This is a genomic window from Loktanella fryxellensis (assembly GCF_900110065.1).
Classification (GTDB): domain Bacteria; phylum Pseudomonadota; class Alphaproteobacteria; order Rhodobacterales; family Rhodobacteraceae; genus Loktanella; species Loktanella fryxellensis.
On record NZ_FOCI01000026.1, the window covers coordinates 1 to 25991 of the forward strand.

A 25991-nucleotide genomic window follows, 5' to 3' on the forward strand; every position below is an offset into this window, starting at 1 on the left:
CTGAAGTATCAACCGGAATTTCCTAAGCGGTTTGAAACGATCGACGAGGCACACGCCTTCTGCCGCCGGTTCTTTACTTGGTACAACGAAGAGCATCATCACGCCGGTATCGGGTTAATGACCCCCGATCAGATCCACTTCGGACAGGCCAAGGCTATCTATGCTGCACGCCAGGAAACCCTCGATACTGCATTCCTCAACACGCCCGAGCGCTTCGTCCGCAAACCACCCAAACCGCCTCACATCCCAACGGCTGTCTGGATCAACCCACCAAAGCAAACGGAGTAAAACCAAGCTTAAAGTTCAATCGCCACTGTCTCAAAGTCGTTGACACGTTCCGCCGCGACCCTGCTTGGCACAGCGCCCCTGAAAACGCAGAACCCCCGCCTGTTGCCAGTCGGGGGTCCGCAGTTTCGTCAACCGTATCGTCGGTCGGCTCGTTCTGGTCGTCTTACAACAGACCTTCGCGCTGTGCCTTCTTGCGCGCCAGCTTGCGCTGACGGCGGATGGCTTCGGCTTTCTCGCGCGCCTTGCGGACGGAGGGTTTCTCGAAATGCTGCTTGAGCTTCATTTCGCGGAACACGCCTTCACGCTGAAGTTTCTTCTTCAGGGCACGCAACGCCTGATCGACGTTGTTGTCACGAACACTTACCTGCATGTGGTTTTCACCACCTCTCTAAGTTGGATTTGCAATAAGTTGCAGGAGGTGGCCACATAGCAACCTTGTCCTAAGTTGTCCATCACCGATCCACGCAGGAGAGCACCATGCAAACGACACAGCCAGACCCCGCGCAGTTGCAACTGCTGGAGGCCGCTTTGCCCAACGTCGCCTTCGACGGCTGGTCACAGGCGTCGTTTCAGGCGGCGGTTGCGACGACGGGCATGGACCCGGACCGTGCGCGTGCGCTGTGTCCGCGCGGTGCCACCGATCTGGCGGTCCTCTATCATCGCGAAGGCGACCGCGCGATGCAGCGGGCCATGACAGCCGAGGACATGACGGGCCTGCGCTACAGTGATAAGGTGGCCCGTGCGATCCGCCTGCGGCTGGACGTGATCGACGACAAGGAAGCGGTCCGGCGCGGAACCACCCTGTTCGCGCTGCCGCATCTGGCGGCGACGGGGGCGGGTCTGATCTGGGGCACGGCGGATGCGATCTGGACCGCGCTGGGCGACACCAGCGACGACGTGAACTGGTACACGAAGCGGGCGACGCTGTCGGGCGTCTGGGCGGCTGTGGTCCTCTATTGGCTTGGCGACACGTCGGAGAATCACGCGGCCACCGACGATTTCATCGACCGCCGCATCGCCGAGGTGATGCAGATCGAGAAGGTGAAGGCCCAGGTGAACGGCAACGCCGTGCTGCGACCGCTGACCGCACCGTTGAACCGTCTGCTGGGCATGATCCGTGCACCGCAACGGACACCGCGCACGGATGTGCCCGGCATGTGGCGGCCGGACGACGCCGCATGAGGGCGGTCGAGATCAGCCGACCCGGCGGCCCCGAGGTCTTGGTCCCCTGCGACCGGCCCATGCCCGTCGCGGGCCACGGTCAGGTCGTGATCAGGATCGCCTATGCGGGCGTGAACCGGCCCGACGCGCTGCAACGGGCCGGCGCCTACGACCCGCCCAAGGGGGCATCGGATCTGCCGGGGCTCGAGTGTGCGGGCACCATCCATGCGGTGGGACCGGGCGTGACGCACCTGTCGGTCGGCGACACGGTCTGCGCCCTGTTGCCCGGTGGCGGCTATGCGGAATATGCGGCCACCGCCGCCACCCATTGCCTGCCCGTGCCGGATGGTCTGTCGTTGGCGCAGGCCGCCTGCCTACCGGAGACGTATTTCACCGTCTGGTCCAACGTCTTCATGCGCGGCAGGCTGAGTGCGGGAGAGCGGTTTCTGGTCCATGGCGGGTCGTCCGGGATCGGCACGACCGCGATCCAGCTGGCGCACGTGCTGGGTGCGCGGGTGTTCACGACCGCCGGGTCCGAGGACAAGCTGGCGGTCTGCCGCGATCTGGGCGCGGAGCTGGCGATCAACTACCGAGAGGCGGACTTCGTGGCCGCGGTCAAGGCCGAGGGCGGGGCGGACCTGATCATCGACATGGTGGGCGGCGATTACATGCAGCGCAACATCGACGCGCTGGCGGACGACGGGCGGCTGGTGCAGATCGCGTTCCTGCAGGGGGCGAAGGTCAGCCTGAACATGGTCCAGATGATGACGCGCCGCCTGACGCTGACCGGCAGCACTTTGCGCCCGCAGTCCGACGCGGCCAAGGCGCGGATCGCGGACCAGTTGCGCCGCCACGTCTGGCCGCTGCTGACCGCTGGGCGCGTCGCCCCCGTGATGGACCGCGAATTCGCGCTGGAGGATGCCGCGTCCGCCCATGCGCGGATGGAGGCAGGCGATCACATCGGCAAGATCGTGTTGAAAGTCTGACGCCCTACTGGCGCGGCGGAAAGCTGCGATAGACGGGCAGGCGCCAGCCGAACAGCAGGCTGCCTGCCCGCAACGCCAGTGTCGCTGTCGCGCAGGCGACCAAGGCCAGCGACGTGGGCGCGCCGAAATGCAGTGCGATCATCGCCACCGCCCCGCCGCACAGGGCGCATGTGACGTAAAGCTCGCCCTGTTTCAGCACCAAGGGCACCTCGTTGCAGACCACGTCGCGCATCAGACCGCCGAAGCAGCCGGTTGCGATCCCCATGATGAGGACGACCGACCAAGGCATCCCCAGTTCCAGCGCCACGCCGACGCCGGATGGGACGGCCACCGCCAGCGCCAGCGCGTCCAGCCAGACGATGCCGCGATAGCGGCTTTCCAGCAGATGGGCGGTGAAGAACACGATGATCGCGGCGACAGCGGCGGTGCCGACGAAGGCCGGATTGGCAACCCAGAACACCATGTCGCGGTTCAGGATCACGTCGCGCAGGGTGCCGCCGCCCACCGCCGTCAGCGTCGCGATGAAGATGAACCCGATCAGATCAAGCTGCGCACGGCTGGCGACCAGCGCGCCGGTCAGCGCGAAGACGAAGACCGAGGCATAATCGAGGGCGGCGAGGGGGGTCACGGCGGGATGCCTCCGGCGGGGGTTCAGCGGGTCAGATGAATGGTGGCACGGCTTAGGTCTTGAACGGGGCCATGCCCGCGCGGGCGAGTTCGTCCGCACGTTCGTTTTCGGGGTGGCCGGCGTGACCCTTGACCCAGCGCCACATCACCTCGTGGGATGCGGTCGCGGCGTCCAGACGCTTCCACAGCTCTTCGTTCTTGACGGGTTTGTTCGCGGCGGTCTTCCAGCCGCGCTTCTTCCAGCCGTGGATCCAGGATGTGATCCCGTCCTTTACGTAGACGCTGTCGGTGACGATGGTGATGCGGCTGGGCTTTGTCAGGCTTTCGAGGGCCGAGATCGCGGCGAGCAGCTCCATCTGGTTGTTCGTGGTCAGCTTGGCGCCGCCGCTCAGGTCCTTTTGCTTGACGACGGTGCCGCCCTCGCGGGCGATCAGCAAGCAGCCCCAGCCGCCGGGGCCGGGATTGCCGGAACACGCACCGTCCGTATAGGCAAAAAGGTCTGGCATGGCGTCGGGTCCGGTGTTGGGGCGGTTGGCCTGCGTCATCGGGGCAGGACGCTGCGTTGTCCAGCCCTGCGGTCGTCAGAACGCCAGCGGCAGCAGCGTGACCACGACGACGGACGTCAGCAGCAGGCGCAGCGACATCCACCAGCGCGGGGTCGCGCCGCGCTGCCAGAAGTGCAGGTCCAGCAGCAGGAGCCCGAAAAATCCGATGATCAGGTTCAGCGCCGCCGAGGTCGGCCCGCCACCGACCATGAAGAACGCCCAGAGGGCCGGGATCACGGACAGGGCATAACCGCTCCACCCCTCCTCGCGGGTGGCAAAGCCCCACAACACGCCGGACATGAACGACAGGATCACCGCGCCGTAGGACAGCTGCACGAAGGGCGCGGTGAACCGCCCGCCCAGCGCCAGCAGGGCCCAGCCGCCAAGTGCCGGGATCAGCAGGGTCGCTGCGCCCCACAGGAACGGCAGCAGCCCGGCAAGGCCGAGGAGCAGGGGCGCGCGGGGGACGGACGTGAACATGAGGCGATCCTGTCGTGTTTGACTGTCTGTCAGTCTGCGGTCAGGCGGGCATCCGCAGGACGCGGGGCACCTTGAACTCGACGTTCTCGACGGCGGTTTCCACCATCTCGACCGTCACGTCATAGCGGTCGCGGAACGCATCCACGACCTCGTCGATCAGCACTTCGGGGGCGGATGCCCCTGCGGTGATCCCGATGCTGGCGATCCCGTCGAGGCTGCGCCAGTCGATATCGGCCGCCCGCTGCACGAGCTGCGCATAGGGGCATCCGGCGCGTGTGCCTACCTCGACCAGTCGTCTGGAGTTGCTGGAGTTCGGCGCACCCACGACCAGCATGGCGTCGCAGCGGGGGGCCATCGCCTTGACCGCTTCCTGCCGGTTGGTGGTGGCGTAACAGATATCTTCCTTGTGCGGGCCGACGATGGCCGGGAACCGCGCCTGCAGGGCCGCCACGATGTCGATGGTGTCATCGACCGACAGCGTGGTCTGCGTGACGAAGGCCAGCCGCGCGGGGTCGCGCGGGGCGACGTGCGCCACGTCGTCCACGGTTTCGACCAGCAACACCTCGCCCTCGGGGAGTTGCCCCATGGTGCCGATGGTTTCCGGGTGCCCCGTATGGCCGATCATGACGATCTGCAGACCCGCCTCCGCGTGGCGCTGCGCCTCGATGTGGACCTTGCTGACCAGTGGGCAGGTCGCATCGACATAGATCATCTGCCGCGCCTCGGCCTTGGCCGGCACCGCCTTGGGCACGCCATGGGCGGAAAAGATGACGGGCCGGTCGTCGGGGCAGTCGTCAAGGCTTTCGACGAACACCGCGCCCTTGTCGCGCAGGCCATCCACCACGAACTTGTTGTGCACGATCTCGTGCCGGACATAGACGGGGGCGCCCCATTTGGTCAGCGCCATCTCGACGATCTTGATGGCGCGGTCCACGCCGGCGCAGAACCCGCGCGGGGCCGCGAGGTAGAGCGTCAGGGGGGGCTTGGGCAGGATTGCTTTGGGCTGGGGGCTGCGCATGATCGTCATCTCCGCCGGATTGCGTGCCCTAGGTAGTCGCTGGGGCGTGCCGCGTCCAGACCGGGCACGGCGCTTGTTGATCCTGCAAATGCCGCGCTATGTTTTGACCAGATGTTTCGGCGCGCGGTCGGAACAGCCCCCATGCCGAGGAGCCCGCCCCATGACCCGCATGCCCGATCCGATCCATCCCGCTGCCCGCCGCTATGCCGACGAAGTGGCACGCGGCACGCTGAGTCGCCGCGAGTTCCTGACCCGCGCCACGGCGCTGGGCGTCGCGGCACCCGCCGCCTATGGCCTGCTGGGCTTGACGCAACCGGTGCAGGCGCAAGCCGCCATGCAGCAGGGCGGCACCCTGCGCATCCAGATGGAGGTGCGCGCCTTGAAGGATCCGCGCAGCTACGACTGGCCACAGATGGCGAACTATACGCGTGGCTGGCTGGAATATCTGACCGAATACCAGATCGACGGCACCATCACGCCGATGCTGCTGGACCGGTGGGAGGTGAACGGCGATGCCACCGAATACGTCCTGCACGTGCGGCCCGGCGTGACATGGAACGACGGCAGTCCCTTTACCGCCGCCGACGTGGCGTTCAACCTGACGCGCTGGTGCGATGCGGCGTTCGAGGGCAATTCCATGGCGTCCCGCGTCGGCGCGCTGATGCAGGACGGTGTCGTGCGCGAGGGGGCGATCACGATGCCCGACGACATGACGGTGGTGCTGGCGCTGTCCGCGCCCGACATCTCGTTTCCGGCGACCTTCGCGGATTTCCCGGCGGCCATCGTGCCGCAGGATTTCACCGGCGATCCGTTGGCGACGGCGAAGGGCACCGGCCCCTACCTGCCCGACGGCTATGAGGTCGGGATCCGCGCGGCGCTGGTCAAGAACGCCGACCATGCGTGGTGGGGCACCGGGGCGGCGCTGGACCGGATCGAGTTCGTTGACATGGGGCAGGATCAGGCCGCTGTCGTGTCCGGCACGCTCGCGGATGAATTCGACATGACCTACGAGACGATCGGTGAGTTCAAGGAGATCATGGAGGGGACCGGCTGGACCCTGTCCACGGCGCAGACCGCCGCGACCATGGTGATCCGCGCCAACCAACTGGCCGAGGTGGACGGCCAGCGGCCCTACGCGGACGTGCGCGTGCGCCGGGCGCTGGCGATGGCGCTGGACAATGCGGTGCTGCTGGAACTGGGCATGTCCGGTGACGGCGAAGTGGCGGCGAACCATCATGTCGCCCCGATCCATCCCGAATACGCGGATATCGGACCGGCCGAAGTCGATCCGGCAGCCGCGCTGGCGCTGCTGGAGGAGGCAGGCATGGCCGATTTCGCCCATGACCTGATCTCGATCGACGACACGTGGCGCAAGGCGACCTGCGATGCGGCGGCGGCGCAATGGCGCGACGCGGGCATCAACGTGACGCGCACCGTCATTCCCGGTGCCACGTTCTACAACGACTGGACGACCTATCCGCTGTCGGCGACTGACTGGGGGCATCGCCCACTGGGCGTGCAGACGCTGGCCGTGGCCTATCGGACCGGAGAGCCGTGGAACGAGGCGGGCTATTCCAACCCCGACTTCGACGCGCTGCTGGCGCAGGCCCTGTCGTTGGCGGACGCGGATGCGCGTCGGGCCGTGATGGCCGACATCGAGCAACTGCTGCGCGACGATGGCGTCATCATCCAGCCCTATTGGCGATCCGTGTATCGCCATGCAAAGCCCAATGTCGTGGGGGTCGAACAGCATCCGACGTTCGAGATGCATCTGTACAAGTTCGGCCTCTCGGCCTGACCCTGCGGGCCCCCGGTCGGATCGACCGGGGGCCTCCGCCCTTACTCGGCTTCGTCGTTGCCGCGATCCTGGATCTCGCGCGGAGGGCGACCGACCACCTCGCGCAACTCGTCGAGCTCGATGAAGTTGTCGCACTGACGCCGCAGGTCGTCCGAGATCATCGGGGGCTGGCTTCGAATCGTCGAGACGACAGAGACGCGCACGCCCTTGCGCTGCAGCGCTGCGATCAGCGGTTTGAAGTCGCCGTCGCCGGAAAACAGGACGATGTGATCGACGTGCGGGGCCAGTTCCATCGCATCGACGGCAAGTTCGATATCCATGTTGCCCTTGACCTTGCGACGGCCCATGGAATCCGTGTATTCCTTTGCAGGTTTCGTCACCATGGCATAGCCGTTGTAATGCAGCCAATCGACCAACGGACGGATCGGGGAATATTCTTCGTTTTCAAGCAAGGCAGTATAATAGAACGCCCGCAGCATCTTGCCGCGCCGCATGAATTCCTGCCGCAGCAATTTGTAATCGATATCGAAACCCAGCGCCTTTGCAGAGGCATATAGATTTGCGCCATCGATGAAGAGCGCGAGCCGCTCGTCACGATAAAACATTGTCTGTCCTTCCCGAATCTCGTGGTCGGTGTTATTGTTATTGGCGAGGATGCGGGCGGCGTTTTCATCCGCACGCGACTGACTCTGATATGATCCGATGAATATCTCCATGCAAGGTTGCGTGATGACCCAAAATGGCGGTATTACGCTTGTTTCATTGGGCAGCAACGCGTCGGACGGGCGAGTTTCCGCCGCGTCATTTGTACTTTATGGCAGGGATCGCATACGTGATGCGTTCGGCTCTGCCGCCAAATGCAGCCGCCTTTTTGCCACACCCGCCTATCCGCCGGGGATCGGGTCGGATTTCGTCAATGCAGCCGTCGCGTTCCATAAGCGCCTGTCCCCCGACGCCGTCCTTGCCGTTCTGCACGGGATCGAGGGCGCGGCTGGGCGTCGCCGTCAGGACAGGTGGGGGCCGCGGACGCTGGATATCGACCTGCTGGCCCAGGGCGATCTGGTGCTGCCGGACATCCCCACGCAGTCGCATTGGCGCGACATGGCGCCGGAGGATCAGCGCAGGTTGTGGCCCGACCGGCTGATTCTGCCTCATCCGCGCCTGCAGGACCGCGCGTTCGTGCTGGTGCCCCTGATGCAGGTCGCGCCGGATTGGGTGCATCCGATCCTGAAACGCAGCGTGGCGCAGATGCGCGATGCATTGCCACGGCACGAGGTGGACGGGGTGCGGCAACTGGACGATGCGACGGGCCTTGACACCGCCTGACAAACGGCTTGTCTTTCGCCATCTGGCGGGCTAGACGCAGGGGCTTCCACGCCTGGACAGATATTGGAGTGTGCCGATGGCCCGCGTTACCGTCGAAGACTGTGTTGACAAGGTTCCGAACCGGTTCGAACTGGTCATGCTCGCCGCCCACCGCGCGCGCGAGATCACGGCAGGCTCTCCCGTCACGGTCAGCCGCGACAACGACAAGAATCCCGTCGTGTCCCTGCGCGAAATCGCCGAGGAAACGCAGCAGGCCGACGATCTGCGCGAGCGCATGATCGCCGCGAACCAGACCCAGATCGAGGTGGACGAGCCCGAGGACGATTCGATGGCCCTGCTGATGGGTGCCGAGGCCGACAAGCCGGTCGAGGACGACATGAGCGAGGAAAAGCTGTTGCGCGCCCTGATGGAAGCGCAAGGGCCGCGTTAATCGCCGTATCCCGGCCCAGAGACAAGAAACGCCGGACCAGCATGACGACTGCAGACGACCTGATCGCGCTGGTCCGCGCCTATAACCCTCGCACCAACGAAGCGCTACTGCGCGACGCCTTTGCCTTTGGCGAAGAGATGCACGAGGGGCAATTCCGCCATTCAGGCGAGAAATACTTTACCCATCCGGTCGCCGTCGCGCAGATCCTTGCGGACATGCAGATGGACGACGCCACAGTCGTCACAGCCCTGCTGCACGATACGATCGAGGACACGCCCGCATCGTTCCGGATCGTCACCGACCGCTTCGGTCGAGAGATTGCCGACCTTGTCGACGGCGTCACCAAGCTGACCAACCTGCAACTGACCAGCCGCGAGACGAAAGAGGCGGAGAACTTCCGCAAGCTCTTCATGGCGACCAGCAAGGACCTGCGGGTGACGCTGGTGAAACTGGCCGACCGTCTGCACAACATGCGCACGATCAAGTCGATGCGTCCGGAAAAGCAGGCGCAGAAATCCCGCGAGACGATGGAGATCTTTGCCCCGCTGGCCGGTCGCATGGGTATGCAGTGGATGCGCGAAGAGCTTGAGGATCTGGCGTTCCGCGTGCTGAACCCCGAGGGGCGCAACAGCATCATCCGCCGCTTCATCATGTTGCAGCGCGAGGCGGGCGACGTGGTGCCGCGCATCACCGCCGACATGCGCGTGGAGCTGGAAAAGGCGGGCATCCAGGCCGAGGTCATGGGCCGCGCGAAGAAGCCTTACAGCATCTGGCGCAAGATGCAGGAAAAGGACATGGGGTTCAGCCGCCTGTCCGACATCTATGGTTTCCGCATCGTCACCGCGACCGAAGGCGACTGTTACCGCGTGCTGGGCGCGATCCACCAACGCTGGCGCGCCGTGCCGGGCCGGTTCAAGGACTACATCAGCCAGCCCAAGACCAACGGCTATCGCAGCATCCACACCACCGTGTCGGGCCGCGACGGCAAGCGGGTCGAAGTGCAGATCCGCACCCGCGAGATGCACGAGGTCGCCGAAACCGGCGTTGCCGCGCACTGGTCCTATCGCAACGGCGAGCGGGTCGAGAACCGCTTTGCCGTCGATCCGGTGCGCTGGATCTCCAAGCTCACGGAACGGCTGGACGAGGACGGCGACCACGACGACTTCCTCGAGGCTGTGAAGCTGGAGATGTTCACCGATCAGGTGTTCTGCTTTACGCCCAAGGGCGACGTGATCAAGCTGCCGCGCGGGGCGACGCCCATCGACTTTGCCTTTGCGATCCATACCCGGATCGGGATGGCCTGCGTGGGGGCCAAGGTCGATGGCATCCGCGTGCCGCTGTGGACGCGACTGAAGAACGGCCAGAGTGTCGAGGTCATCACCGCAGAAGGCCAGAAGCCGCAGGCGACGTGGGTGGATATCGCCACCACGGGCCGGGCCAAGACGGCGATCCGGCGCAGTCTGCGCGAGGCGGACCGCGACCGGTTCATCCGGCTCGGCCGCGAACTGGCCCGCGTCGCGTTCGAGAACGTGGGCAAGCGGCTGACCGAAAAGGCGCTGCGCACCGCGGCCAAGGCGCTGGCGCTGAGCGACGTGGACGAGATGCTGGCGCGGCTGGGCAGCGCCGACATCACTGCCCGCGACATTGTGCGCGCGATCTATCCGGACCTTGCGCAGTCCACGGGTGCCGACGGGATCGACGCGAACCGCGCCGTCGTGGGTCTGTCGGCCGATCAGACCCACCAGCGCGCCCGCTGCTGTCAGCCCGTGCCGGGCGAGCGGATCGTGGGGATCACCTATCGTGGGCAGGGCGTCGTCGTGCATGCCATCGACTGTGCCGCGCTTGTGGATTTCGAGGATCAGCCGGACCGCTGGGTCGATCTGCGCTGGGAAGAGGGCCAGCACCGGGCCGTGAACACCGTGACCTTCGACATCTCGATCACCAACGACGCGGGCGTTCTGGGCCGGATCTGCACGCTGATCGGCGAACAAAAGGCCAATATCTCGGACCTGAAGTTCATCGACCGCAAGCCGGACTACTTTCGTCTGCTGATCGACATAGATCTACAGGACGCAGAGCATCTGCACCGCGTCATGACCGTGGTCGAGGCGGACAGCAACGTCTCCGGCGTCAGCCGCCACCGGGATCCCGGTCAGGCCGGGGCGCAACGCAACGGGTGATCGCCCAAGGAAGGAACGCGCGTGTTCAAACGCAGGGACAGCCGACCGGCGTGGCAGGTGGTGACGACCGCCCTGTATCCACGCGGCGGCTGGGGCCGGGCGTTCCACTACGTCAAACACCGCCTGCGCCGCCTGCCGGACACGCCCGAAAAGATCGGGCGCGGCGTCTGGGCCGGCGTGTTCTCGACGTTCTCGCCGCTTTACGGTCTGCACTTCATCGTGGCGGTGCTGTTGGCCAAGCTGGTGCGCGGCAACGTCTTTGCATCGCTGCTGGCCACGTTCTTTGCCAATCCGCTGACCTATGTGCCGATCGCCGCGGTGTCGCTGGGCACCGGGCGCTGGTTGCTGGGGCACCACCCGCCGCCCGGCCCGCGCAGGTCGCTGGGCGACAAGTTCGGCGATGCGTGGGCTGACCTGTGGCACAACGTCCATGCGATGTTCGGTCCGGCGCGGGCGGACTGGCATGGGCTGTCGGTCTTCTATCACGACGTATTCCTGCCGTTCCTGATCGGCGGCATTCTGCCCGGTGCCATCACGGCGACCATCTGCTATTACCTGACGGTGCAGGTGCTGACCGCCTATCAGGTCCGGCGGCGCAATCTGCTGGCGGACAAGCTGGCGGCATTGTCGCAGCCACCGGGTTCCGGTCGGGGCGGGGATGGCGGCGGGCCGTCGTCACGCTAGGTCACGGCAGGAACGACGAGGGGTGAAGCAATGACCGACAAACTGCGGCTGGGTGTGAACATCGACCACGTGGCGACCGTGCGCAACGCGCGGGGCGGCGACAACCCGGACCCCGTGCGTGCCGCTTTGATGGCACAGGACGCCGGCGCGGACGGCATCACCGCGCATCTGCGCGAGGATCGCCGCCACATCCGCGACGCGGACATCGCGGGGCTCAAGGCTGCCTTGCGCATCCCGCTGAACTTCGAGATGGCGGCAACGCCGGAGATGCAGCGCATCGCGCTGCAGTCGCATCCCCACGCGGTCTGCCTCGTGCCCGAAAAGCGCGAGGAACGGACGACCGAAGGTGGGTTGGAGGTCGCCGGACAGGCCGACGTGCTGGCGGCCTATATCGCACCATTGCGCGATGCGGGGGCCCGCGTGTCGCTGTTCATCGCGGCCGACCGCGACCAGATCGCCGCCAGCGCCCGCATCGGCGCCCCGGTGATCGAGTTGCACGCCGGCGCTTATGCCGATGCCTGGGCCGAAGGCCGCTGGGACGACCGCGACCGCGAACTCGCGCGCCTGACCGACGGCGCCGCCTATGGTCATTCCCTGGGGCTGGAGGTGCATGTGGGCCACGGTCTGACCTATGACAGCGTCGGTCCCATCGCAGCGCTGCACGCGGTGCGGGAACTGAACATCGGCCATTTCCTGATGGGCGAGGCGCTGTTCCGTGGCCTGCCCGACGCCATCGCCGAGATGCGCCGCTGCATGGACGAGGCCCGCGCATGAAGCTGACCGCAACCGAGACGCAGGCCATGGACGGCGTGGCGGACCATGCCTGCAAGCTGCACGACGCCGGGCAGGACATCGTGTTCGCCGCCGCCGTGGTGCAGGGCGACCGCATCGTGGTGCAGGCCCGCAACGAGGTGGACGATACCGGCGACGTGTCGCGTCACGCGGAAGTCGTGGCGATCGCCCGCGCGTCCGAAATCCTCGGGACCCGCGATCTGTCGGGCTGCACCCTGATCGCGTCCTGTCAGCCGTGCGAGATGTGTCTGGCTGCGATGCGCTGGGCGCAGATCGACCGGCTGGTGTTCGCGGCACAGCAGGACAATACCGACACCGCCTTCTTCCGGTTTCCGCAGTTGCGGATCGAGGATTATCACCGCGCCTGCGATCACGCCTTCGACTGGCAGGGCGGCGTGGCCGAGGATCGCGTGACCCACATCTATGCCCCCAAGGAGCCGTCATGATCGATCACATCGTCCTGCTGCAGCTGAAACCCACCCACGATCCGGTCGCTCTTGCCGATGTGATGCGCGGGCTGGAGGGGCTGGTGGACGACATCGACGGGTTCACCGCGTTCCGTCACGGCCCGAACCGCGACTACGAGGGGCGTTCGCCGCATCACGCCTACGGCTTTGTCGGCCAGTTCCACGACGCTCTGGCGCTGGCGGTCTATGCGCAGGACCCCCGGCATCGGGCGCTGGCCGAACGGCTGATGGCGCTGTGCGACGACCTGATGGTCGCCGATTTGGACAGCGCTTGACCAGGATCAGGCCATGATCCTCGGCATCGGCACGGACCTTGCGAACATCGACCGGATCGCCGCGACGCTGGAACGCTTCGGCGACCGGTTCCGCAACCGCGTGTTCACGTCGGCCGAACAGCGCAAGGCCGAACGCCGCGCCGATGTCGCCGGCACCTATGCCAAACGGTGGGCGGCCAAGGAGGCGTGTTCAAAGGCGCTGGGCACGGGTCTGCGCATGGGGATCAGCTGGCGTGACATGGCCGTCAGCAACCTGCCCACCGGCCAGCCGGTGATGGAGGTGACGGGCTGGGCCAAGGAACGGCTGGACGCGATGACCCCGCCCGGTCATGTGGCGGTGATCCACGTCACACTGACCGACGATCATCCGTGGGCGCAGGCCTTCGTTCTGATCGAGGCGCGGCCCGTCGACGGATAGGGCCTGCCCGTCAGCCGCCTTGACACGCAGGGACGCGCGGACCATGAAGCCGTGCAATCCAAGGGTAGGATACTGAACCATGGCCGAAAAGACAGGCGTGCTGGGCGGCGTGGTCGAAACCGTGAAGACGGTCGTCTATGCGCTGCTGATCGCCGGTGCGTTCCGCACGGTTCTGTTCCAGCCGTTCTGGATCCCGTCGGGGTCGATGAAGGATACGCTGCTGATCGGCGACTTTTTGTTCGTGAACAAGATGGCCTACGGCTATTCCTATGCCTCCTGCCCCTCGATCGCGATCCCGGCACTGGGCGTCGACATCGGCGCCGACGATTTCTGCGGGATGTTCCAGGGGCGCACCGACCGTCTGTTCGGGTCCGACCCGGAGCGGGGCGACGTCGTGGTGTTCCGCCATCCCGTCACGGGTCGCGATTTCATCAAGCGGTTGATCGGCCTGCCCGGTGATCAGATCCAGATGCGCGACGGGTTGCTGTACATCAACGACACGCCCGTCGTCGTCGAACCCGCCGGCGAGTTCGTGGAAACCTATGCGCCGCAGGGGCCCGAACAGACGTTGCCGTCCTGTGCCAACGGGCCCGTGGGGCTGGGGGCCGACTGTCTTTCTGAACGCAGTCTGGAAACCCTGCCAAACGGTGTCACGCACTCCGTGCTGAATATCGGGAACCGGTCGCTGGACAATACCGGCGTGTTCACGGTGCCTGCCGACAACTTCTTCTTCATGGGCGACAACCGCGACAATTCCACCGACAGCCGCGTGCCGCAGGCACTGAACGGCGTGGGCTTCGTCCCGCGCGAGGATATCGTGGGCCGTGCAGACCGGGTCATGTTCTCCAGCGCCGGGGCATCGATGCTGGCGTTCTGGACGTGGCGGTCCGACCGCTTCTTCAAGGCCGTCGAGTGAAGCTGTCGGCACAGCTGGCAGCCTTTGCCGCCCGGCTGGGGCATGACTTTGCCGACCCCGCACTGCTAGTGCGTGCTGTGACCCACGCCAGCATGTCGAGCGTGTACCGCGACGACAACCAGCGGTTGGAGTTTCTGGGCGACCGTGTGCTGGGCCTCGTGATCGCGGAGGCCTTGTTGCAGGCCGACCCCCGAGCGGCCGAAGGCCTGCTGGCCCCCCGATATAACGCGCTGGTGCGCCGCGAGACCTGTGCCGCCGTCGCGCGCGCCATCGACATCGGCGAGGTGTTGAAGCTGGGTCGGTCCGAAATGCAGTCGGGTGGTCGCCGGAAAGAGGCACTGCTCGCCGACGCGATGGAGGCGGTGATCGCCGCCGTCTATTACGACGCTGGCTATGATGCCGCCCGTCGTGTCATCATGCGCCATTGGGCGCCGCTGGTGGGGTCCGTCGCCGCAGATGCCCGCGACGCCAAGACGGCGTTGCAGGAATGGGCGCAGGCGCGTGGCGCACCGCCGCCGGTCTATACCGAGGTGGCGCGCAGCGGGCCGGATCACCAGCCGGTGTTCACGATCCGCGTGACGCTGGCGGACGGCGCATTCGCCGAGGCGACGGCGGGGGCCAAGCGACAGGCGGAACAGGCGGCGGCACAGGCGCTGCTGGAAAGGGTCGGACCATGACGGATACCACCAAGACGGGCACCACCAAGACGCGCGCGGGCTTCGTCGCCCTGATCGGAGAGCCGAACGCCGGCAAATCCACGCTGCTCAACCGCATGGTGGGGGCCAAGGTCAGCATCGTGACGCACAAGGTGCAGACCACCCGCGCCCGCATCCGTGGCGTTGCACAGGACGGTGACGCGCAGATCGTCTTCGTCGACACGCCGGGGCTGTTCGCGCCCAAACGCAGGCTGGACCGCGCGATGGTCGCCGCCGCATGGGGCGGGGCGGGCGACGCCGATCTGGTCGTGCTGCTGATCGAGGCGAACCGCGGCATGACACCGGGGGTCAAGGGCATCCTCGAGGTGCTGTCGTCGCGCGTGGGCAAGGCCAAAGTGGCGCTGGCGATCAACAAGATCGACCGGGTGAAGGCCGAGGCGCTGCTGGCACTGTCGGCGCAGATGAACGAAGCCTATCCGTTTGCCGAGACGTTCATGATCAGCGCCGAACGCGGCCACGGCTGCGACGCGCTGAAACACTGGCTGGCGGGTGCCGTGCCCGCGGGGCCGTGGCTTTATCCGGACGACGAGATTTCCGACAGCCCCCTGCGCCAGATCGCGGCCGAGATGACGCGCGAGAAGCTGACCCTGCGCCTGCATCAGGAACTGCCCTATCAGCTGACGGTCGAGACCGAGAACTGGGAAGAGCGGCCCGACGGATCGGCCAAGATCGACCAGCTGATCTACGTGATCCGCGACGGTCACAAGGGGATCGTGCTGGGCAACAAGGGCGAGACGATCAAGGCCGTGGGGCAGGCCGCCCGCGTCGAGATGGAGGAACTGCTCGGCCGCAAGGTGCACCTGTTCCTGCAGGTGAAGGTCCGCGCCAACTGGCTCGAGGACAAGGAACGCTACGACGAGATGGGCCTCGACTTCCGCGACGGCGATGCCTGAACCGCGCCTGACGGCGGATCTGTGGGTCGGCGCCTATCTGCGGCGGCTGCGGGTGGTGGACATCCCGGCCTTCGTCGTGGCGCGGGGCGACGCCACGGCCGGGGCGGTGCTGGTCAAGCTGAACACGCTGGACGGACAGGCGGCAGCGTTCACCCGGTCGTTCGATATGATGTCCGGCGCGCGGACTTGGGTAATGTTGACCGATGGGGCCGAGGCCGACGTGGATGCTGCCATTGCGCGTCAGCGAGTCTTCGACAGTGATCTGTGGGTAATCGAGGTGGAGGACCGCGCCGGACGGCATCTGCTGGACCAGCCGGGACTGACGTGAGGGTGGCGATTTGGCCGTCTGCGACGACCAAGCCTCCGGCGGGGATATTTCGGACTAGAAGAAGGGGCGGGTCGGTGGCATGATCGACTGGCGCGACGAGGGGGCGGTGTTGCGGGTGCGCCCGCACGGCGAAACCTCGGCCATCGTCGAGGTGTTCACGGCGACGCATGGGCGTCATGCGGGCGTGGTGCGGGGCGGGATCAGCCGCAGGATCGCGCCGATCCTGCAACCGGGCGCGCAGATCGCCGTGCGCTGGCAGGCGCGTCTGGATGAAAATATCGGTGCCTTCACAGTCGAGCCGTTGCGCAGCCGGTCGGCTGACGCGATGGGCGACAGGCTGGCTCTGGCGGGGCTGAGCGCGGTTTGCGGCCTGCTGGCCGTGGTCTTGCCGGAACGCGAGGCGCATCCCCCGCTTTATGACCGGACGGTGCAGTTGCTGGATCTGCTGGGGCAGGGGGCGGTCTGGCCGCTGGCCTATCTGCGCTGGGAACAGGCCCTGCTGGAGGAGTTGGGCTTCGGCCTCGACCTCAGCGCCTGCGCGGTGCGCGGCGTGAACGAGGATCTGGCCTATGTCTCGCCCCGGTCGGGGCGGGCGGTCAGCCGCGAGGCGGCGGGCGAATGGGCGGACCGCCTGCTGCCGCTGCCGCCCGTGCTGGCGGGCAAGGGCGATGCGGGCGCCGCCGACATCGTCGCGGCGCTTGGCACGACGGGGTATTTCATCGAACATCGCCTGCTGCGGTCATTGGGCGGCGGCGGTCTGCCTGCCGCGCGGGCGCGCCTGCTGGAGGCGATCGTGCGGTCCGAGGCGGGCTGACGGCGGCGCGTTCCTGCCGAGGCTGTTGTCGCCGGGGATTGCGGGGGATGCGGCATCGTGTCACGACCCGTTCATCCCACGCAAAGTGTCCGCCCGATGATCGCGCCGCGCGCCCCCCTGTATCTGACCCATGCGCCGACGCCGCAGGTCCGCGATTTCGCCACGCTTGCGGCGCTGGAGGCCTGCATCCGCGCCATGCTGCTGTCGGTCATGCCGCTGGTGATCTACCGCGCTTACGGCGATGCGGGGACGGTCAGCCTGATCTATCTGCTGGTCGGCGTCGGGTCGATGATCTGCGGGCTGATGGTGCCCTATGTCGGCCGGCTGGTACCGCGGCGCTGGATGCTGACGCTGGCCTGCGGGTTCTACCTTGCAGGCGCGGTGCTGGCTCTGACCACCGGGCCGCAGGCAAAGGCGCTGGTGCTGCTGTTCAACGCGGTGGGCACGGTGACGTTCACCGTCTGCCTGAACGCCTATGTGCTGGATTACATCGCCCGTCTGGATCTGGGGCGCAACGAATCGACCCGTATGGTCTATAGCGCGGTGCCGTGGTCGGTGGGCCCGGTCCTGGGGGTGACGCTGTTGGACTGGTGGGCGCCCGCGCCGTTCCTGCTGGCGGGCGCGTTCGCGCTGATCCTGCTGGCGATGTTCTGGCGGTTGCGGCTGGGCGACGGGCGGCAGATCGCGCGGGCGCAGGCCCCGGCGCCCAATCCGCTGGCCTACCTCGGGCGGTTCGCGGCGCAGCCACGGCTGATCGCGGGCTGGTTCTTTGCCGTGATGCGGTCGTGCGGCTGGTGGGTCTATATCGTCTATCTGCCGATCTTCTGCATCGAGGCAGGGCTCGGCCCGCTGGTCGGTGCCGCAGCGCTGAGCCTGAGCAACGCGATGCTGTTCACCACGCCGCTGATGATGCGCCGGGTGCGCCGGGTGGGCGTGCGCAAATCGGTGCGGATCGGGTTCGGCTGGGCGGGGTGTTTGTTCGCCACGGGCTTTGCGCTGTCGCATTGGCCGTGGGCGGCAGTGGCCTGCATCATGGCAGGCTCGGTCGGTTTGGTGCTGCTGGACGTGTGCGGCGGTCTGCCGTTCCTGATGTCCGTGCGCCCGGCAGAACGGACGGACATGGTCGCCGTCTATGCCACGTTCCGCGATGCGTCTGGCATCGCCACGCCAGCGGCGGCGTCGGTCGTGCTGCTGGTCCTGCCGGTCGCGGGCCTGTTCGCTGTCTGCGGGGCGGGCATGGCGGTGGGCTGGCTGGTGGCGGGGCGTCTGCATCCCCGCCTCGGCCTGCCGCGGCTCAGTCCAGCAGGCGCCGCGCGATGACCTGCGCCTGAATCTCTGCGGCGCCTTCGAAGATGTTCAGGATGCGGGCATCGCACAGGATGCGGCTGATCTTGTATTCCAGCGCGAAGCCATTGCCGCCGTGGATCTGCAACGCGTTGTCGGCACAGGCCCATGCCACCCGCGCACCCAAGAGCTTGGCCATCCCCGCTTCCAGATCGCAACGCCGCTCGGCGTCCTTTTCCTGCGCGCTGAAGTAGGTCAGTTGACGCGCCACCATGATCTCGACCGCCATCATGGCAAGTTTGCCCGACACGCGGGGAAAGGCCGCGAGCGGTTGGCCGAACTGCTTGCGATCCTGCGCATAGCGCATCCCCTCGTCCAGCGCCGACTGCGCCACACCGATAGCGCGGGCGGCGGTCTGGATGCGGGCGGACTCGAAGGTCTGCATGAGCTGCTTGAAACCGCGGCCCGTCTCGCCGCCCAGCAGGTTCTCGCCCTTCACGCCGAAGCCGTCGAAGGCGAGCTCGTATTCCTTCATGCCGCGATAGCCGAGGACCTCGATCTCTCCACCCGTAATCCCTGCATCGGGAAACGGCGCATCGTCCGTGCCGGGGGTCTTTTCTGCCAGAAACATCGACAACCCGCGATAGTCGGTGGTGTCCGGGTCGGTGCGGGCCAGCACGGTCATGACATGTGTGCGGGCCGCGTGGGTGATCCAGGTCTTGTTGCCGGTGATCTGCCAATCGGCGCCGTCGCGGGTGGCGCGCGTGCGCAGCGCACCCAGATCGGACCCGGTATTGGGTTCGGTAAAGACGGCGGTCGGCAGGATTTCACCGCTCGCCAGCTTCGGCAGCCAATGCGCCTTTTGCGCGTCGGTGCCGCCGCACAGGATCAGCTCTGCCGCGATTTCTGACCGGGTGCCAAGTGATCCGACCCCGATGTAGCCGCGCGACAACTCTTCGGACACCACGCACATGGCGGATTTCGACAGGCCGAAGCCGCCGAACGCCTCCGGGATGGTCAGGCCGAAGACGCCGAGTTCGGCCATCTCGTCGATGATCTCCATCGGGATGAGGTCGTCGCGCAGGTGCCAGCCGTGGGCGTGGGGTTCGACCCGCTCGCGGCTGAAGCGGCGGAACTGGTCGCGGATCATCTCGAGCTCTTCGTCGAGGCCGCTGACCCCCACGGTCAGGTCGGCGCTGCGGTCCTGCATCAGGGACGCCAGACGGGTGCGGGCATCCTGGGTGTTGCCGTGGGCGATCAGGGTGGCAGGGGCACCGCTGGCGAATGGCGCAAGGTCGGCAGCGGTCAGGCCCAGGTCGCTGGCGCGCAGCACCTCTGTCTGGTTCATCGGGATGCCGCCCACAATCTGTGCGAGGTATTCGCCGAACGCGATCTGGTGGATCAGGTGTTCCACCGCGCCGAACGTGCCGGCGGTGGTCAGACGGTCGGCCCAGCCCTGCATCTGGTGCAGCGCCTGATGATAGGTGGCCAACCACGCCAGCCCGTGGGCGGCGGTCTGGTGCGTGTCGATCAGCCTGGCGGACACGCGGCCACCTTCGGTCACACGGGCCGCGACGCTGGCCTTGGCAGCGGCCAGCAGGGCATCGACGGCTGGCAGACTGTCGCGGGTCAGATCGCACAGGTCGGACAGAAGCGGGCCTGTCAGCAAAGGACCATCGGTGATCGGTGTCTGTCCGTCGTAGGCCATGAACGAATCCTATCTGGTATGCAGACGCAGAGATAAGGTGTTCGCAGTTGCAGCGCAATATTCATGCGTCAGAATATTCAGCGGATTACGAAAATATCGCGGCGGATTTGCGATGGTGGCGGCTGCCCCGATGGCGCAGAACGGCGGCATGATGACCGATATCCTGACCGTCCTGCCTCTGCCGCTCTTGCTGTTCGCCTGCGCCGTGACGCTGGTGGGCGGGTTCATCAAAGGCGCGGTGGGGTTCGCCCTGCCGCTGATCATGTTGTCCGGCATGGGCATCCTGATCGAACCGCAGACGGTGGTTGCCGCCATGATCCTGCCCGTCGTGCTAAGCAACGTGTGGCAGATCGCCCGGTCGGGGCTGGGACCCGCGCGCGATGCGGTGGCGGTGCACTGGCGCTATCTGGTCATCGTGTGCGTGATGATCCTGATCTCGGCACAGTTCCTGACGGCGATCCCGATGGATGCGCTTTTCGTCATCCTCGGCGTGCCGGTGGTCGCGATCTGCGTGGTGCAGGTGCTGGGATGGACGCCACGGATCAGCCAACGGTGGCACCGTCCGACCGAAGTGGGTGCCGGACTGCTGGCAGGCGGGTTGGGCGGTCTGTCGGGGACGTGGGGGCCGCCGACCGTGCTGTATCTGCTGGCCCTCGACATACCGCGGGCGCAGCAAATGGCGGTGCAGGGTGTCGTCTATGGTCTGGGGTCGGTGATGCTGTTGATCGGGCACCTGCAATCGGGCGTGCTGGATGCGCGGACGCTGCAGGTGTCGGCGCTGCTGGTGGTGCCGACGTTCCTTGGCATGGCGGTCGGCTTCCGGCTGGGCGACCGCTTCGATCAGGAAAGGTTCCGGCGCGTCACGCTGCTGGTCCTGATCGTGGCGGGTGCGAACCTGATCCGCCGCGGTCTGATGGGCTGAGACCTAAGAGAGCAGTTCCTCGAACCCGCAGACACGTGCCAGGTCAGGCGCGGCCTGTGGGGCCACCACGTCGAAGCTGGTGGTGAACAGGATTTCGCCGTCCTTTTCCGCCTGCATCTGCCACGGGCCCTGCACCAGTTCGTAATCGAAATCGAACTGATAGAAGGTCAGCGACGGCGCCGTGCCGTCGATCCGGGTCTGAAAGCTTTGCGTGGTCGCGGCGGTCGGACCCATCGGCGGATGGGTCACGGTGATCGTCACGTCCTGAAGGCCGAAAGGGTCGGTCGCCATGCTCTTGATGCCGAACCCGATGCCGATCACCGCAGGCACCCGCTGCGACGGCGACACGAAGGGGGGCTCATCCTCGATCAGATGGGTGGTGCCGGCCAGCGTGCCGGGCGCGGGGGTCGAGCCGACGGTCGGCGGCGGACAGATCACCCCCGCCTCGAGGCTGGCAATGGCAGCCGACATCGTGTCGGCCTGCGCCACAGCGGTGATGGGCGAAAGAGCGGCAAGGAGGGTGATCGTCATGCGCATAGCAGAAGACTAGCTTGCGCAGCGTACAATGTCAGCGTCATTCTGTGGAGGACGGGAAGACGGCAGTGACTGGCTGTTAAGCGGTCGTTGCCGTTTTGTGGCGCAAATAAGGCACGGATCGGGGTTCGATTCGCAAGGTGGCTTGATTCGTAGCCGCAAAGCAAAGATTGATCTGGGAAAAAGCAGTCAATAACAACAATGAGCAGTAGGGGAAAACCCATGTCTAAAATCGCGTTGGTGGACGACGACCGGAACATTCTGACATCCGTGTCGATGACGCTCGAGGCCGAAGGGTTCGAGGTCGAGACCTATAACGACGGGCAGGCGGCACTCGATGCCTTCAACAAGCGGATGCCCGACATGGCCGTGCTGGACATCAAGATGCCGCGCATGGACGGCATGGATCTGCTGCAGCGCCTGCGGCAGAAAAGCTCGATGCCGGTGATCTTCCTGACCTCCAAAGACGACGAGATCGACGAGGTGCTGGGCCTGCGCATGGGCGCCGACGATTATGTGAAGAAGCCGTTCAGTCAGCGCCTTCTGGTGGAGCGCATCCGTGCGCTGCTGCGGCGTCAGGACGTCATCGGCGGCGAGGTCGTGGAGGAGACCGAAGAGAACAAGGTGATGATCCGCGGTGACCTGACGATGGACCCGCTGCGTCATGCGGTGACGTGGAAGGGCAACGACGTGTCCCTGACCGTGACCGAATTCCTGCTGTTGCAGGCTCTGGCACAGCGTCCCGGGTTCGTGAAATCGCGCGATCAGTTGATGGATGTGGCCTATGACGACCAGATCTATGTCGATGACCGCACCATCGACAGCCACATCAAGCGGTTGCGCAAGAAGATGCGTCAGGCGGACGACGCGTTTTCCGCGATCGAGACGCTGTATGGCATCGGCTATCGCTACAACGAAGCCTGACCATGGCCGACGCCGCCCGCCACATCGACGTGCGCGATCTGAACTCCGTCCGGCGGGCCGCGCGGAACGAACCTGAACTCGTGCTGGGCGACGACTGGGTCGCCCCGCAGTCGGCCAGCGAACAGGAACTGATGCGCATGCGCAAGGCGCGGCGACTGGTCAACCTGCGGTCCTCGCCCATCGCGCGCAAGATCATCATGTTCAACCTGCTGGCGATGATCCTGCTGGTGGCGGGCGTGCTGTATCTGAACCCCTCGCGCGACAACCTCGCGTTCCAGCGGGCGAACGGTCTTGTGAACGAGGCGGAGCTGATCGCCGACGTGCTGGAGGCACGGCTGCCGCGCAACGTGCCCGTCGACCTGGCCAGCGGCGACGGCATCGACGTGGCTGGCATCCTGCGCCAGATGGACCTGCGCGGCGGGATCCGCGTGGACATCTACAGCCCCGCCGGGCAGGTGGTTGCGACCGCCACCGGATCGACGGACGAGGCGGTGATCGCCGACCTCGTGCAGGACGACAGTGCGACGGCGGTGACGGATGCGCTGGCACGGGCGTGGCTTGCGCTGCGCAGCCTTGTCGTGACCGATCCAGGCCCCGTGAGTGACGCCCCGACCCCACTGACCCCGGCGCAGGTGACGGCGGCCATGGGTGCGGGGGCGCTGGTGCAGACGCAGGTCTCGTCGCAGGGGCCGGCCTTTGTCGTCTCCACCCCGATCGAACAAGGCGGCCGTGCTGTCGGCCTTGTCAGCATCGCCAGCGCTGCCGGCGAACTCGACGCGCTGGTCAGCCGCGAGCGCGAGCAGGTGTTGCGCCTGTTCGCCGTCAGCATCGCCGTCAGCATCATCCTCAGCCTCGTGCTCGCCTCCACCATCGCTAATCCGCTGGCCGATCTGGCTGCGGCGGCAGAGATGGGGCGCGACAAGAACGCGCGCAAAATGTCGCCGACACGGGTCCGCATTCCCGACCTGACGGCCCGCCCGGACGAAATCGGCCGCTTGTCCGGTGCGCTGCGCGGGATGGTGCAGGCCCTGTACGAGCGCATCGAGGGCAACGAACAGTTCGCCGCCGACGTGGCGCACGAGATCAAGAACCCCCTCGCATCCCTGCGGTCCGCCGTCGGGTCGCTGCGCATCGTCAAGCGCGAGGATCATCGCGAAAAGCTGCTCGAGGTGATCGAGCATGACGTGCAGCGTCTCGATCGGCTGGTCAGCGACATCTCGAACGCGTCGCGGCTGGATTCGGAACTGGTCCGCGAGGAGGAGGAGACCTTCGATCTGCTGCGGATGCTGGGCAACCTCAACGGCTTCCTTGGCAAGGAGGCCGGGGCGAAGGGGGTCGACTACATCTCCGACCTGCCGGACCAGCCGCTGATGGTGCAGGGACTCGAGGGGCGTCTGGCGCAGGTGTTCGTCAACCTGATCACGAATGCGATCTCGTTCTGCGAGGATGGCGACGCCATCCGTGTCTGGGCGCGCAAGCGTGAGAACCGGATCCTGATCGTGGTCGAGGATACCGGGCCGGGCATTCCCGACAGCGCACTGAAGAAGATCTTCACCCGGTTCTATTCGCAACGCCCCGAAGGTCAGTTCGGCAACAACTCTGGTCTGGGGCTGGCCATCAGCAAGCAGATCGTCGAGGCACATGGCGGCGTGATCTGGGCCGAAAACATCCGCCCCACCGAAGCCGACATGACCTCCGACCCACTGGGCGCGCGGTTCGTCGTCGGTCTGCCGGTCTGACCCATGGGCGACACGATCACGTTGCACGGGACGGCCGTGGCATTGGACGGACGGGCCGTGTTGATCCGCGGCCGGTCCGGCACCGGCAAATCCGCGCTCGCGCTGCAACTTATCGCACTGGGCGCCATGCTGATCGCCGATGATCAGGTCGTGCTGACCCGGCGCGGCGATGACGTGATCGCCAGTTGCCCTCCTGCCTTGCGGGGAGTGATCGAAGCGCGCGGGATGGGGATATTGCGGGCGCGACCCACCGGTCCCGCGCCATTGGCCTGTGTCGTCGATCTCGACACGACAGAGGTGGCGCGTCTGCCCGAGTGGCACAGCATCACACTGGTGGGATGCGCCGTCCCCTTGTTTCAAAAGCCGCCGTACATAGATCTGGCAGCCGCCCTGATGATCTATCTGCGCGGCGGACGGAGTGCTTGATGACATCCGAACCGGGTCCGACCCAAGACGATCTGGGCGCACGTATCCTGCTGGTTACCGGCCCGTCCGGGGCTGGCCGGTCCACGGCGATCAACGCGTTGGAGGATCTGGGGTTCGAGGTCATCGACAATTTGCCGTTGTCGCTGCTGCCGCGCCTTCTCGACGGGCCGACCAGCGGGCCGCTGGCGCTGGGCCTCGACGTGCGCAACCGCGACTTCAGCACGCAGGCGCTGATTCTGGCCATCGACGGGCTGATGCAGCGGATGGGGCGCGGGGCCCAGGTCCTGTTCCTCGAGGCGGATGACGATACGCTGATCCGGCGCTACTCCGAGACGCGACGTCATCACCCTCTGGCACCCGCCGCCCCGCCGCTCGTCGGCATCGCGGCGGAAAAGGCCCTGCTGGCGCCGATCCGCGCGCGCGCGGACGTGCTGCTCGACACCTCCGACCTCAGTCCCCACGATCTGCGCGGCGAGATCGAGCGCATCTTTGCCACCGGTGACGGCAAGGTGCTGGGGGTTTCGGTACAGTCGTTTTCCTACAAGCGCGGCTTGCCGCGCGGCCTCGACATGGTGTTCGACTGCCGTTTCCTGCGCAATCCGCACTGGGATGCCGCCTTGCGCGCACGCGACGGGCGCGATGGCGCAGTGGCCGCCTATGTCGCCGAGGACGAGCGGTTTGCGCCGTTCCTCGAGCAGATCAAGGCGCTGATCGATTTGGTGCTGCCGGCGCACAAGCTGGAGGGGCGGGCCCATCTGGCGATCGGGTTCGGTTGCACGGGCGGGCGGCATCGGTCGGTCGCCATGGCCGAAAGGCTGGCGGCTGGCCTTGCGCAGGACGGCTGGCACGTGTCTAAACGACATCGGGAACTGGAGCGCGGCGACGGGATGCAGGCCGGCGACACACGGGGACAGAACGCTTGATCGGTATCGTCATCGTCGCGCACGGCAATCTTGCCCGTGAATACCTGTCGGCGGTCGAGCATGTCGTGGGACAGCAGGACGGCATCCGCGCCATCGCCATCGCCCCGGACGACGACCGCAGCAGCAAGCAGGCCGAAATCTGCGACGCGGCGGATGCGGTCGACGTGGGCGATGGCGTCGTGATCGTCACCGACATGTTCGGCGGCTCGCCCAGCAATCTGAGCCTGCGGGCCTGCAGTCCCGCCAACCGCCGCATCCTGTACGGGGCGAACCTGCCGATGCTGATCAAGCTGGCCAAATCGCGGGGCAAGTCGGTGCCGGACGCCGTCACGGCTGCAATCGACGCAGCGCACCGCTATATCAACTCTCATAGCGTCGGACCGCAATAA

General features: G+C 66.2%; 32 protein-coding genes. 24 read left to right on the top strand and 8 right to left on the bottom strand.

What is annotated here, in order from left to right:
• Window positions 1–288: integrase core domain-containing protein (locus BMX16_RS14745; RefSeq protein ID WP_143058051.1), on the top strand; the 288-nt coding region annotated here is incomplete at its 5' end.
• Between the two features lie 163 nt (window positions 289–451).
• Here BMX16_RS14745 and rpsU read toward each other — a convergent pair.
• Entirely contained in the window at window positions 452–658 is a 207-nt protein-coding gene (rpsU, locus tag BMX16_RS14750; protein ID WP_072857096.1) for a 30S ribosomal protein S21, read from the bottom strand.
• Window positions 659–765: 107 nt separating this feature from the next.
• Here rpsU and BMX16_RS14755 point away from each other — a divergent pair, with 107 nt between their 5' ends.
• Window positions 766–1470: a COQ9 family protein gene (locus tag BMX16_RS14755; protein ID WP_089905175.1), complete on the top strand. Its 705-nt coding sequence runs from the start codon at window positions 766–768 to the stop codon at window positions 1468–1470.
• Entirely contained in the window at window positions 1467–2435 is a 969-nt protein-coding gene (locus BMX16_RS14760) for an NAD(P)H-quinone oxidoreductase (protein ID WP_089905178.1), read from the top strand. The genes BMX16_RS14755 and BMX16_RS14760 overlap by 4 nt, the downstream gene beginning before the upstream one ends.
• A gap of 4 nt (window positions 2436–2439) precedes the next feature.
• Here the strand turns inward: BMX16_RS14760 and BMX16_RS14765 are convergent, their stop codons facing one another.
• From BMX16_RS14765 to ispH, 4 genes are all read right to left on the bottom strand, one after another.
• Window positions 2440–3063, bottom strand: a complete 624-nt coding sequence (locus tag BMX16_RS14765) for a trimeric intracellular cation channel family protein (protein WP_089905180.1) — start codon at window positions 3061–3063, stop codon at window positions 2440–2442.
• A 52-nt stretch (window positions 3064–3115) separates the two neighbouring features.
• Window positions 3116–3568, bottom strand: a complete 453-nt coding sequence (gene rnhA / locus BMX16_RS14770; protein WP_089905246.1) for a ribonuclease HI — start codon at window positions 3566–3568, stop codon at window positions 3116–3118.
• A 75-nt stretch (window positions 3569–3643) separates the two neighbouring features.
• A complete protein-coding gene (locus BMX16_RS14775; RefSeq protein WP_089905182.1) occupies window positions 3644–4087 on the bottom strand; it encodes a DUF3429 domain-containing protein in 444 nt (147 codons plus the stop codon).
• A gap of 40 nt (window positions 4088–4127) precedes the next feature.
• Window positions 4128–5078: a 4-hydroxy-3-methylbut-2-enyl diphosphate reductase gene (gene ispH, locus BMX16_RS14780; RefSeq protein WP_089905248.1), complete on the bottom strand. Its 951-nt coding sequence runs from the start codon at window positions 5076–5078 to the stop codon at window positions 4128–4130.
• Between the two features lie 187 nt (window positions 5079–5265).
• Between ispH and BMX16_RS14785 the strand changes: the two genes are divergently transcribed.
• On the top strand, window positions 5266–6903 hold the full coding sequence (locus tag BMX16_RS14785) for an ABC transporter substrate-binding protein (RefSeq protein ID WP_089905184.1): 1638 nt from the start codon (window positions 5266–5268) through the stop codon (window positions 6901–6903).
• A gap of 41 nt (window positions 6904–6944) precedes the next feature.
• Here BMX16_RS14785 and BMX16_RS14790 read toward each other — a convergent pair whose 3' ends face one another.
• On the bottom strand, window positions 6945–7508 hold the full coding sequence (locus tag BMX16_RS14790; RefSeq protein WP_089905186.1) for a LabA-like NYN domain-containing protein: 564 nt from the start codon (window positions 7506–7508) through the stop codon (window positions 6945–6947).
• A gap of 124 nt (window positions 7509–7632) precedes the next feature.
• Here BMX16_RS14790 and folK point away from each other — a divergent pair, with 124 nt between their 5' ends.
• From folK to BMX16_RS14860, 14 genes are all read left to right on the top strand, one after another.
• Entirely contained in the window at window positions 7633–8229 is a 597-nt protein-coding gene (gene folK, locus BMX16_RS14795) for a 2-amino-4-hydroxy-6-hydroxymethyldihydropteridine diphosphokinase (RefSeq protein ID WP_089905187.1), read from the top strand.
• Between the two features lie 76 nt (window positions 8230–8305).
• Window positions 8306–8659, top strand: a complete 354-nt coding sequence (gene rpoZ, locus BMX16_RS14800; protein ID WP_089905189.1) for a DNA-directed RNA polymerase subunit omega — start codon at window positions 8306–8308, stop codon at window positions 8657–8659.
• Between the two features lie 41 nt (window positions 8660–8700).
• Window positions 8701–10839 (top strand): RelA/SpoT family protein, encoded by a 2139-nt coding sequence (locus BMX16_RS14805; protein ID WP_089905190.1) that lies wholly within the window; start codon window positions 8701–8703, stop codon window positions 10837–10839.
• A gap of 21 nt (window positions 10840–10860) precedes the next feature.
• Window positions 10861–11523 carry a DUF2062 domain-containing protein gene (locus tag BMX16_RS14810; protein ID WP_089905193.1) on the top strand — a complete coding sequence of 221 codons (663 nt, stop codon included), beginning with the start codon at window positions 10861–10863 and terminating at the stop codon, window positions 11521–11523.
• 30 nt (window positions 11524–11553) lie between these two features.
• Complete coding sequence (locus BMX16_RS14815; protein ID WP_089905196.1) at window positions 11554–12297, top strand: pyridoxine 5'-phosphate synthase; 744 nt, start codon at window positions 11554–11556, stop codon at window positions 12295–12297.
• A complete protein-coding gene (locus BMX16_RS14820; protein ID WP_089905199.1) occupies window positions 12294–12761 on the top strand; it encodes a nucleoside deaminase in 468 nt (155 codons plus the stop codon). Before BMX16_RS14815 ends, BMX16_RS14820 begins: the two co-directional genes overlap by 4 nt.
• Window positions 12758–13057: a Dabb family protein gene (locus BMX16_RS14825; RefSeq protein ID WP_089905201.1), complete on the top strand. Its 300-nt coding sequence runs from the start codon at window positions 12758–12760 to the stop codon at window positions 13055–13057. Before BMX16_RS14820 ends, BMX16_RS14825 begins: the two co-directional genes overlap by 4 nt.
• 13 nt (window positions 13058–13070) lie before the next feature.
• Window positions 13071–13475 carry a holo-ACP synthase gene (gene acpS, locus BMX16_RS14830; RefSeq protein ID WP_089905203.1) on the top strand — a complete coding sequence of 135 codons (405 nt, stop codon included), beginning with the start codon at window positions 13071–13073 and terminating at the stop codon, window positions 13473–13475.
• A 79-nt stretch (window positions 13476–13554) separates the two neighbouring features.
• Window positions 13555–14391 carry a signal peptidase I gene (gene lepB, locus BMX16_RS14835; RefSeq protein WP_089905205.1) on the top strand — a complete coding sequence of 279 codons (837 nt, stop codon included), beginning with the start codon at window positions 13555–13557 and terminating at the stop codon, window positions 14389–14391.
• Window positions 14388–15068, top strand: a complete 681-nt coding sequence (gene rnc / locus BMX16_RS14840) for a ribonuclease III (protein ID WP_089905207.1) — start codon at window positions 14388–14390, stop codon at window positions 15066–15068. The genes lepB and rnc overlap by 4 nt, the downstream gene beginning before the upstream one ends.
• Window positions 15065–16000, top strand: a complete 936-nt coding sequence (era, locus tag BMX16_RS14845) for a GTPase Era (RefSeq protein ID WP_089905209.1) — start codon at window positions 15065–15067, stop codon at window positions 15998–16000. Before rnc ends, era begins: the two co-directional genes overlap by 4 nt.
• Window positions 15993–16328 carry a DUF1491 family protein gene (locus BMX16_RS14850; RefSeq protein WP_089905211.1) on the top strand — a complete coding sequence of 112 codons (336 nt, stop codon included), beginning with the start codon at window positions 15993–15995 and terminating at the stop codon, window positions 16326–16328. Before era ends, BMX16_RS14850 begins: the two co-directional genes overlap by 8 nt.
• A gap of 79 nt (window positions 16329–16407) precedes the next feature.
• The gene (gene recO, locus BMX16_RS14855; protein WP_089905213.1) at window positions 16408–17142 is read left to right on the top strand and encodes a DNA repair protein RecO; all 735 of its coding nucleotides are present in this window, start codon (window positions 16408–16410) and stop codon (window positions 17140–17142) included.
• Window positions 17143–17199: 57 nt separating this feature from the next.
• A complete protein-coding gene (locus BMX16_RS14860) occupies window positions 17200–18462 on the top strand; it encodes an MFS transporter (RefSeq protein WP_342707829.1) in 1263 nt (420 codons plus the stop codon).
• Here BMX16_RS14860 and BMX16_RS14865 read toward each other — a convergent pair.
• Window positions 18437–20134, bottom strand: coding sequence for an acyl-CoA dehydrogenase family protein (locus BMX16_RS14865; RefSeq protein WP_089905217.1), 1698 nt, complete (start codon window positions 20132–20134; stop codon window positions 18437–18439). The genes BMX16_RS14860 and BMX16_RS14865 overlap by 26 nt on opposite strands.
• A gap of 112 nt (window positions 20135–20246) precedes the next feature.
• Here BMX16_RS14865 and BMX16_RS14870 point away from each other — a divergent pair, with 112 nt between their 5' ends.
• Window positions 20247–21056, top strand: coding sequence for a sulfite exporter TauE/SafE family protein (locus BMX16_RS14870; RefSeq protein ID WP_245731595.1), 810 nt, complete (start codon window positions 20247–20249; stop codon window positions 21054–21056).
• A 3-nt stretch (window positions 21057–21059) separates the two neighbouring features.
• On the opposite strand, the gene BMX16_RS14875 is transcribed toward BMX16_RS14870, so the two are convergent.
• Window positions 21060–21587: a DUF3859 domain-containing protein gene (locus BMX16_RS14875; protein ID WP_245731596.1), complete on the bottom strand. Its 528-nt coding sequence runs from the start codon at window positions 21585–21587 to the stop codon at window positions 21060–21062.
• A gap of 225 nt (window positions 21588–21812) precedes the next feature.
• Between BMX16_RS14875 and BMX16_RS14880 the strand changes: the two genes are divergently transcribed.
• From BMX16_RS14880 to BMX16_RS14900, 5 genes are read left to right on the top strand one after another with little or no spacing between them, the layout of a single operon-like run.
• Window positions 21813–22514 carry a response regulator transcription factor gene (locus BMX16_RS14880; RefSeq protein WP_089905221.1) on the top strand — a complete coding sequence of 234 codons (702 nt, stop codon included), beginning with the start codon at window positions 21813–21815 and terminating at the stop codon, window positions 22512–22514.
• Between the two features lie 2 nt (window positions 22515–22516).
• A complete protein-coding gene (locus tag BMX16_RS14885) occupies window positions 22517–24253 on the top strand; it encodes a sensor histidine kinase (protein WP_089905223.1) in 1737 nt (578 codons plus the stop codon).
• A 3-nt stretch (window positions 24254–24256) separates the two neighbouring features.
• Window positions 24257–24679, top strand: coding sequence for an HPr kinase/phosphorylase (locus tag BMX16_RS14890; RefSeq protein ID WP_089905225.1), 423 nt, complete (start codon window positions 24257–24259; stop codon window positions 24677–24679).
• Entirely contained in the window at window positions 24679–25602 is a 924-nt protein-coding gene (gene rapZ, locus BMX16_RS14895) for an RNase adapter RapZ (protein ID WP_089905228.1), read from the top strand. Before BMX16_RS14890 ends, rapZ begins: the two co-directional genes overlap by 1 nt.
• The gene (locus tag BMX16_RS14900; protein ID WP_089905230.1) at window positions 25599–25991 is read left to right on the top strand and encodes a PTS sugar transporter subunit IIA; all 393 of its coding nucleotides are present in this window, start codon (window positions 25599–25601) and stop codon (window positions 25989–25991) included. Before rapZ ends, BMX16_RS14900 begins: the two co-directional genes overlap by 4 nt.

Excerpts from the sequence above, each read along its gene's own strand:
- BMX16_RS14775 (WP_089905182.1), bottom strand. The coding sequence starts at position 4,087 with ATGTTCACGTCCGTCCCCCGCGCGCCCCTGCTCCTCGGCCTTGCCGGG.
- BMX16_RS14760 (WP_089905178.1), top strand. The coding sequence starts at position 1,467 with ATGAGGGCGGTCGAGATCAGCCGACCCGGCGGCCCCGAGGTCTTGGTC.
- recO (WP_089905213.1), top strand. The coding sequence starts at position 16,408 with ATGATCGACTGGCGCGACGAGGGGGCGGTGTTGCGGGTGCGCCCGCAC.
- era (WP_089905209.1), top strand. The coding sequence starts at position 15,065 with ATGACGGATACCACCAAGACGGGCACCACCAAGACGCGCGCGGGCTTC.
- BMX16_RS14865 (WP_089905217.1), bottom strand. The coding sequence starts at position 20,134 with ATGGCCTACGACGGACAGACACCGATCACCGATGGTCCTTTGCTGACA.
- rpoZ (WP_089905189.1), top strand. The coding sequence starts at position 8,306 with ATGGCCCGCGTTACCGTCGAAGACTGTGTTGACAAGGTTCCGAACCGG.
- rnhA (WP_089905246.1), bottom strand. The coding sequence starts at position 3,568 with ATGCCAGACCTTTTTGCCTATACGGACGGTGCGTGTTCCGGCAATCCC.
- BMX16_RS14785 (WP_089905184.1), top strand. The coding sequence starts at position 5,266 with ATGACCCGCATGCCCGATCCGATCCATCCCGCTGCCCGCCGCTATGCC.
- BMX16_RS14850 (WP_089905211.1), top strand. The coding sequence starts at position 15,993 with ATGCCTGAACCGCGCCTGACGGCGGATCTGTGGGTCGGCGCCTATCTG.
- BMX16_RS14875 (WP_245731596.1), bottom strand. The coding sequence starts at position 21,587 with ATGACGATCACCCTCCTTGCCGCTCTTTCGCCCATCACCGCTGTGGCG.
- BMX16_RS14790 (WP_089905186.1), bottom strand. The coding sequence starts at position 7,508 with ATGTTTTATCGTGACGAGCGGCTCGCGCTCTTCATCGATGGCGCAAAT.
- BMX16_RS14885 (WP_089905223.1), top strand. The coding sequence starts at position 22,517 with ATGGCCGACGCCGCCCGCCACATCGACGTGCGCGATCTGAACTCCGTC.
- acpS (WP_089905203.1), top strand. The coding sequence starts at position 13,071 with ATGATCCTCGGCATCGGCACGGACCTTGCGAACATCGACCGGATCGCC.
- BMX16_RS14815 (WP_089905196.1), top strand. The coding sequence starts at position 11,554 with ATGACCGACAAACTGCGGCTGGGTGTGAACATCGACCACGTGGCGACC.
- BMX16_RS14880 (WP_089905221.1), top strand. The coding sequence starts at position 21,813 with ATGTCTAAAATCGCGTTGGTGGACGACGACCGGAACATTCTGACATCC.
- BMX16_RS14755 (WP_089905175.1), top strand. The coding sequence starts at position 766 with ATGCAAACGACACAGCCAGACCCCGCGCAGTTGCAACTGCTGGAGGCC.
- BMX16_RS14820 (WP_089905199.1), top strand. The coding sequence starts at position 12,294 with ATGAAGCTGACCGCAACCGAGACGCAGGCCATGGACGGCGTGGCGGAC.
- BMX16_RS14890 (WP_089905225.1), top strand. The coding sequence starts at position 24,257 with ATGGGCGACACGATCACGTTGCACGGGACGGCCGTGGCATTGGACGGA.
- rapZ (WP_089905228.1), top strand. The coding sequence starts at position 24,679 with ATGACATCCGAACCGGGTCCGACCCAAGACGATCTGGGCGCACGTATC.
- folK (WP_089905187.1), top strand. The coding sequence starts at position 7,633 with ATGACCCAAAATGGCGGTATTACGCTTGTTTCATTGGGCAGCAACGCG.
- rpsU (WP_072857096.1), bottom strand. The coding sequence starts at position 658 with ATGCAGGTAAGTGTTCGTGACAACAACGTCGATCAGGCGTTGCGTGCC.
- BMX16_RS14805 (WP_089905190.1), top strand. The coding sequence starts at position 8,701 with ATGACGACTGCAGACGACCTGATCGCGCTGGTCCGCGCCTATAACCCT.
- BMX16_RS14825 (WP_089905201.1), top strand. The coding sequence starts at position 12,758 with ATGATCGATCACATCGTCCTGCTGCAGCTGAAACCCACCCACGATCCG.
- lepB (WP_089905205.1), top strand. The coding sequence starts at position 13,555 with ATGGCCGAAAAGACAGGCGTGCTGGGCGGCGTGGTCGAAACCGTGAAG.
- BMX16_RS14870 (WP_245731595.1), top strand. The coding sequence starts at position 20,247 with ATGGTGGCGGCTGCCCCGATGGCGCAGAACGGCGGCATGATGACCGAT.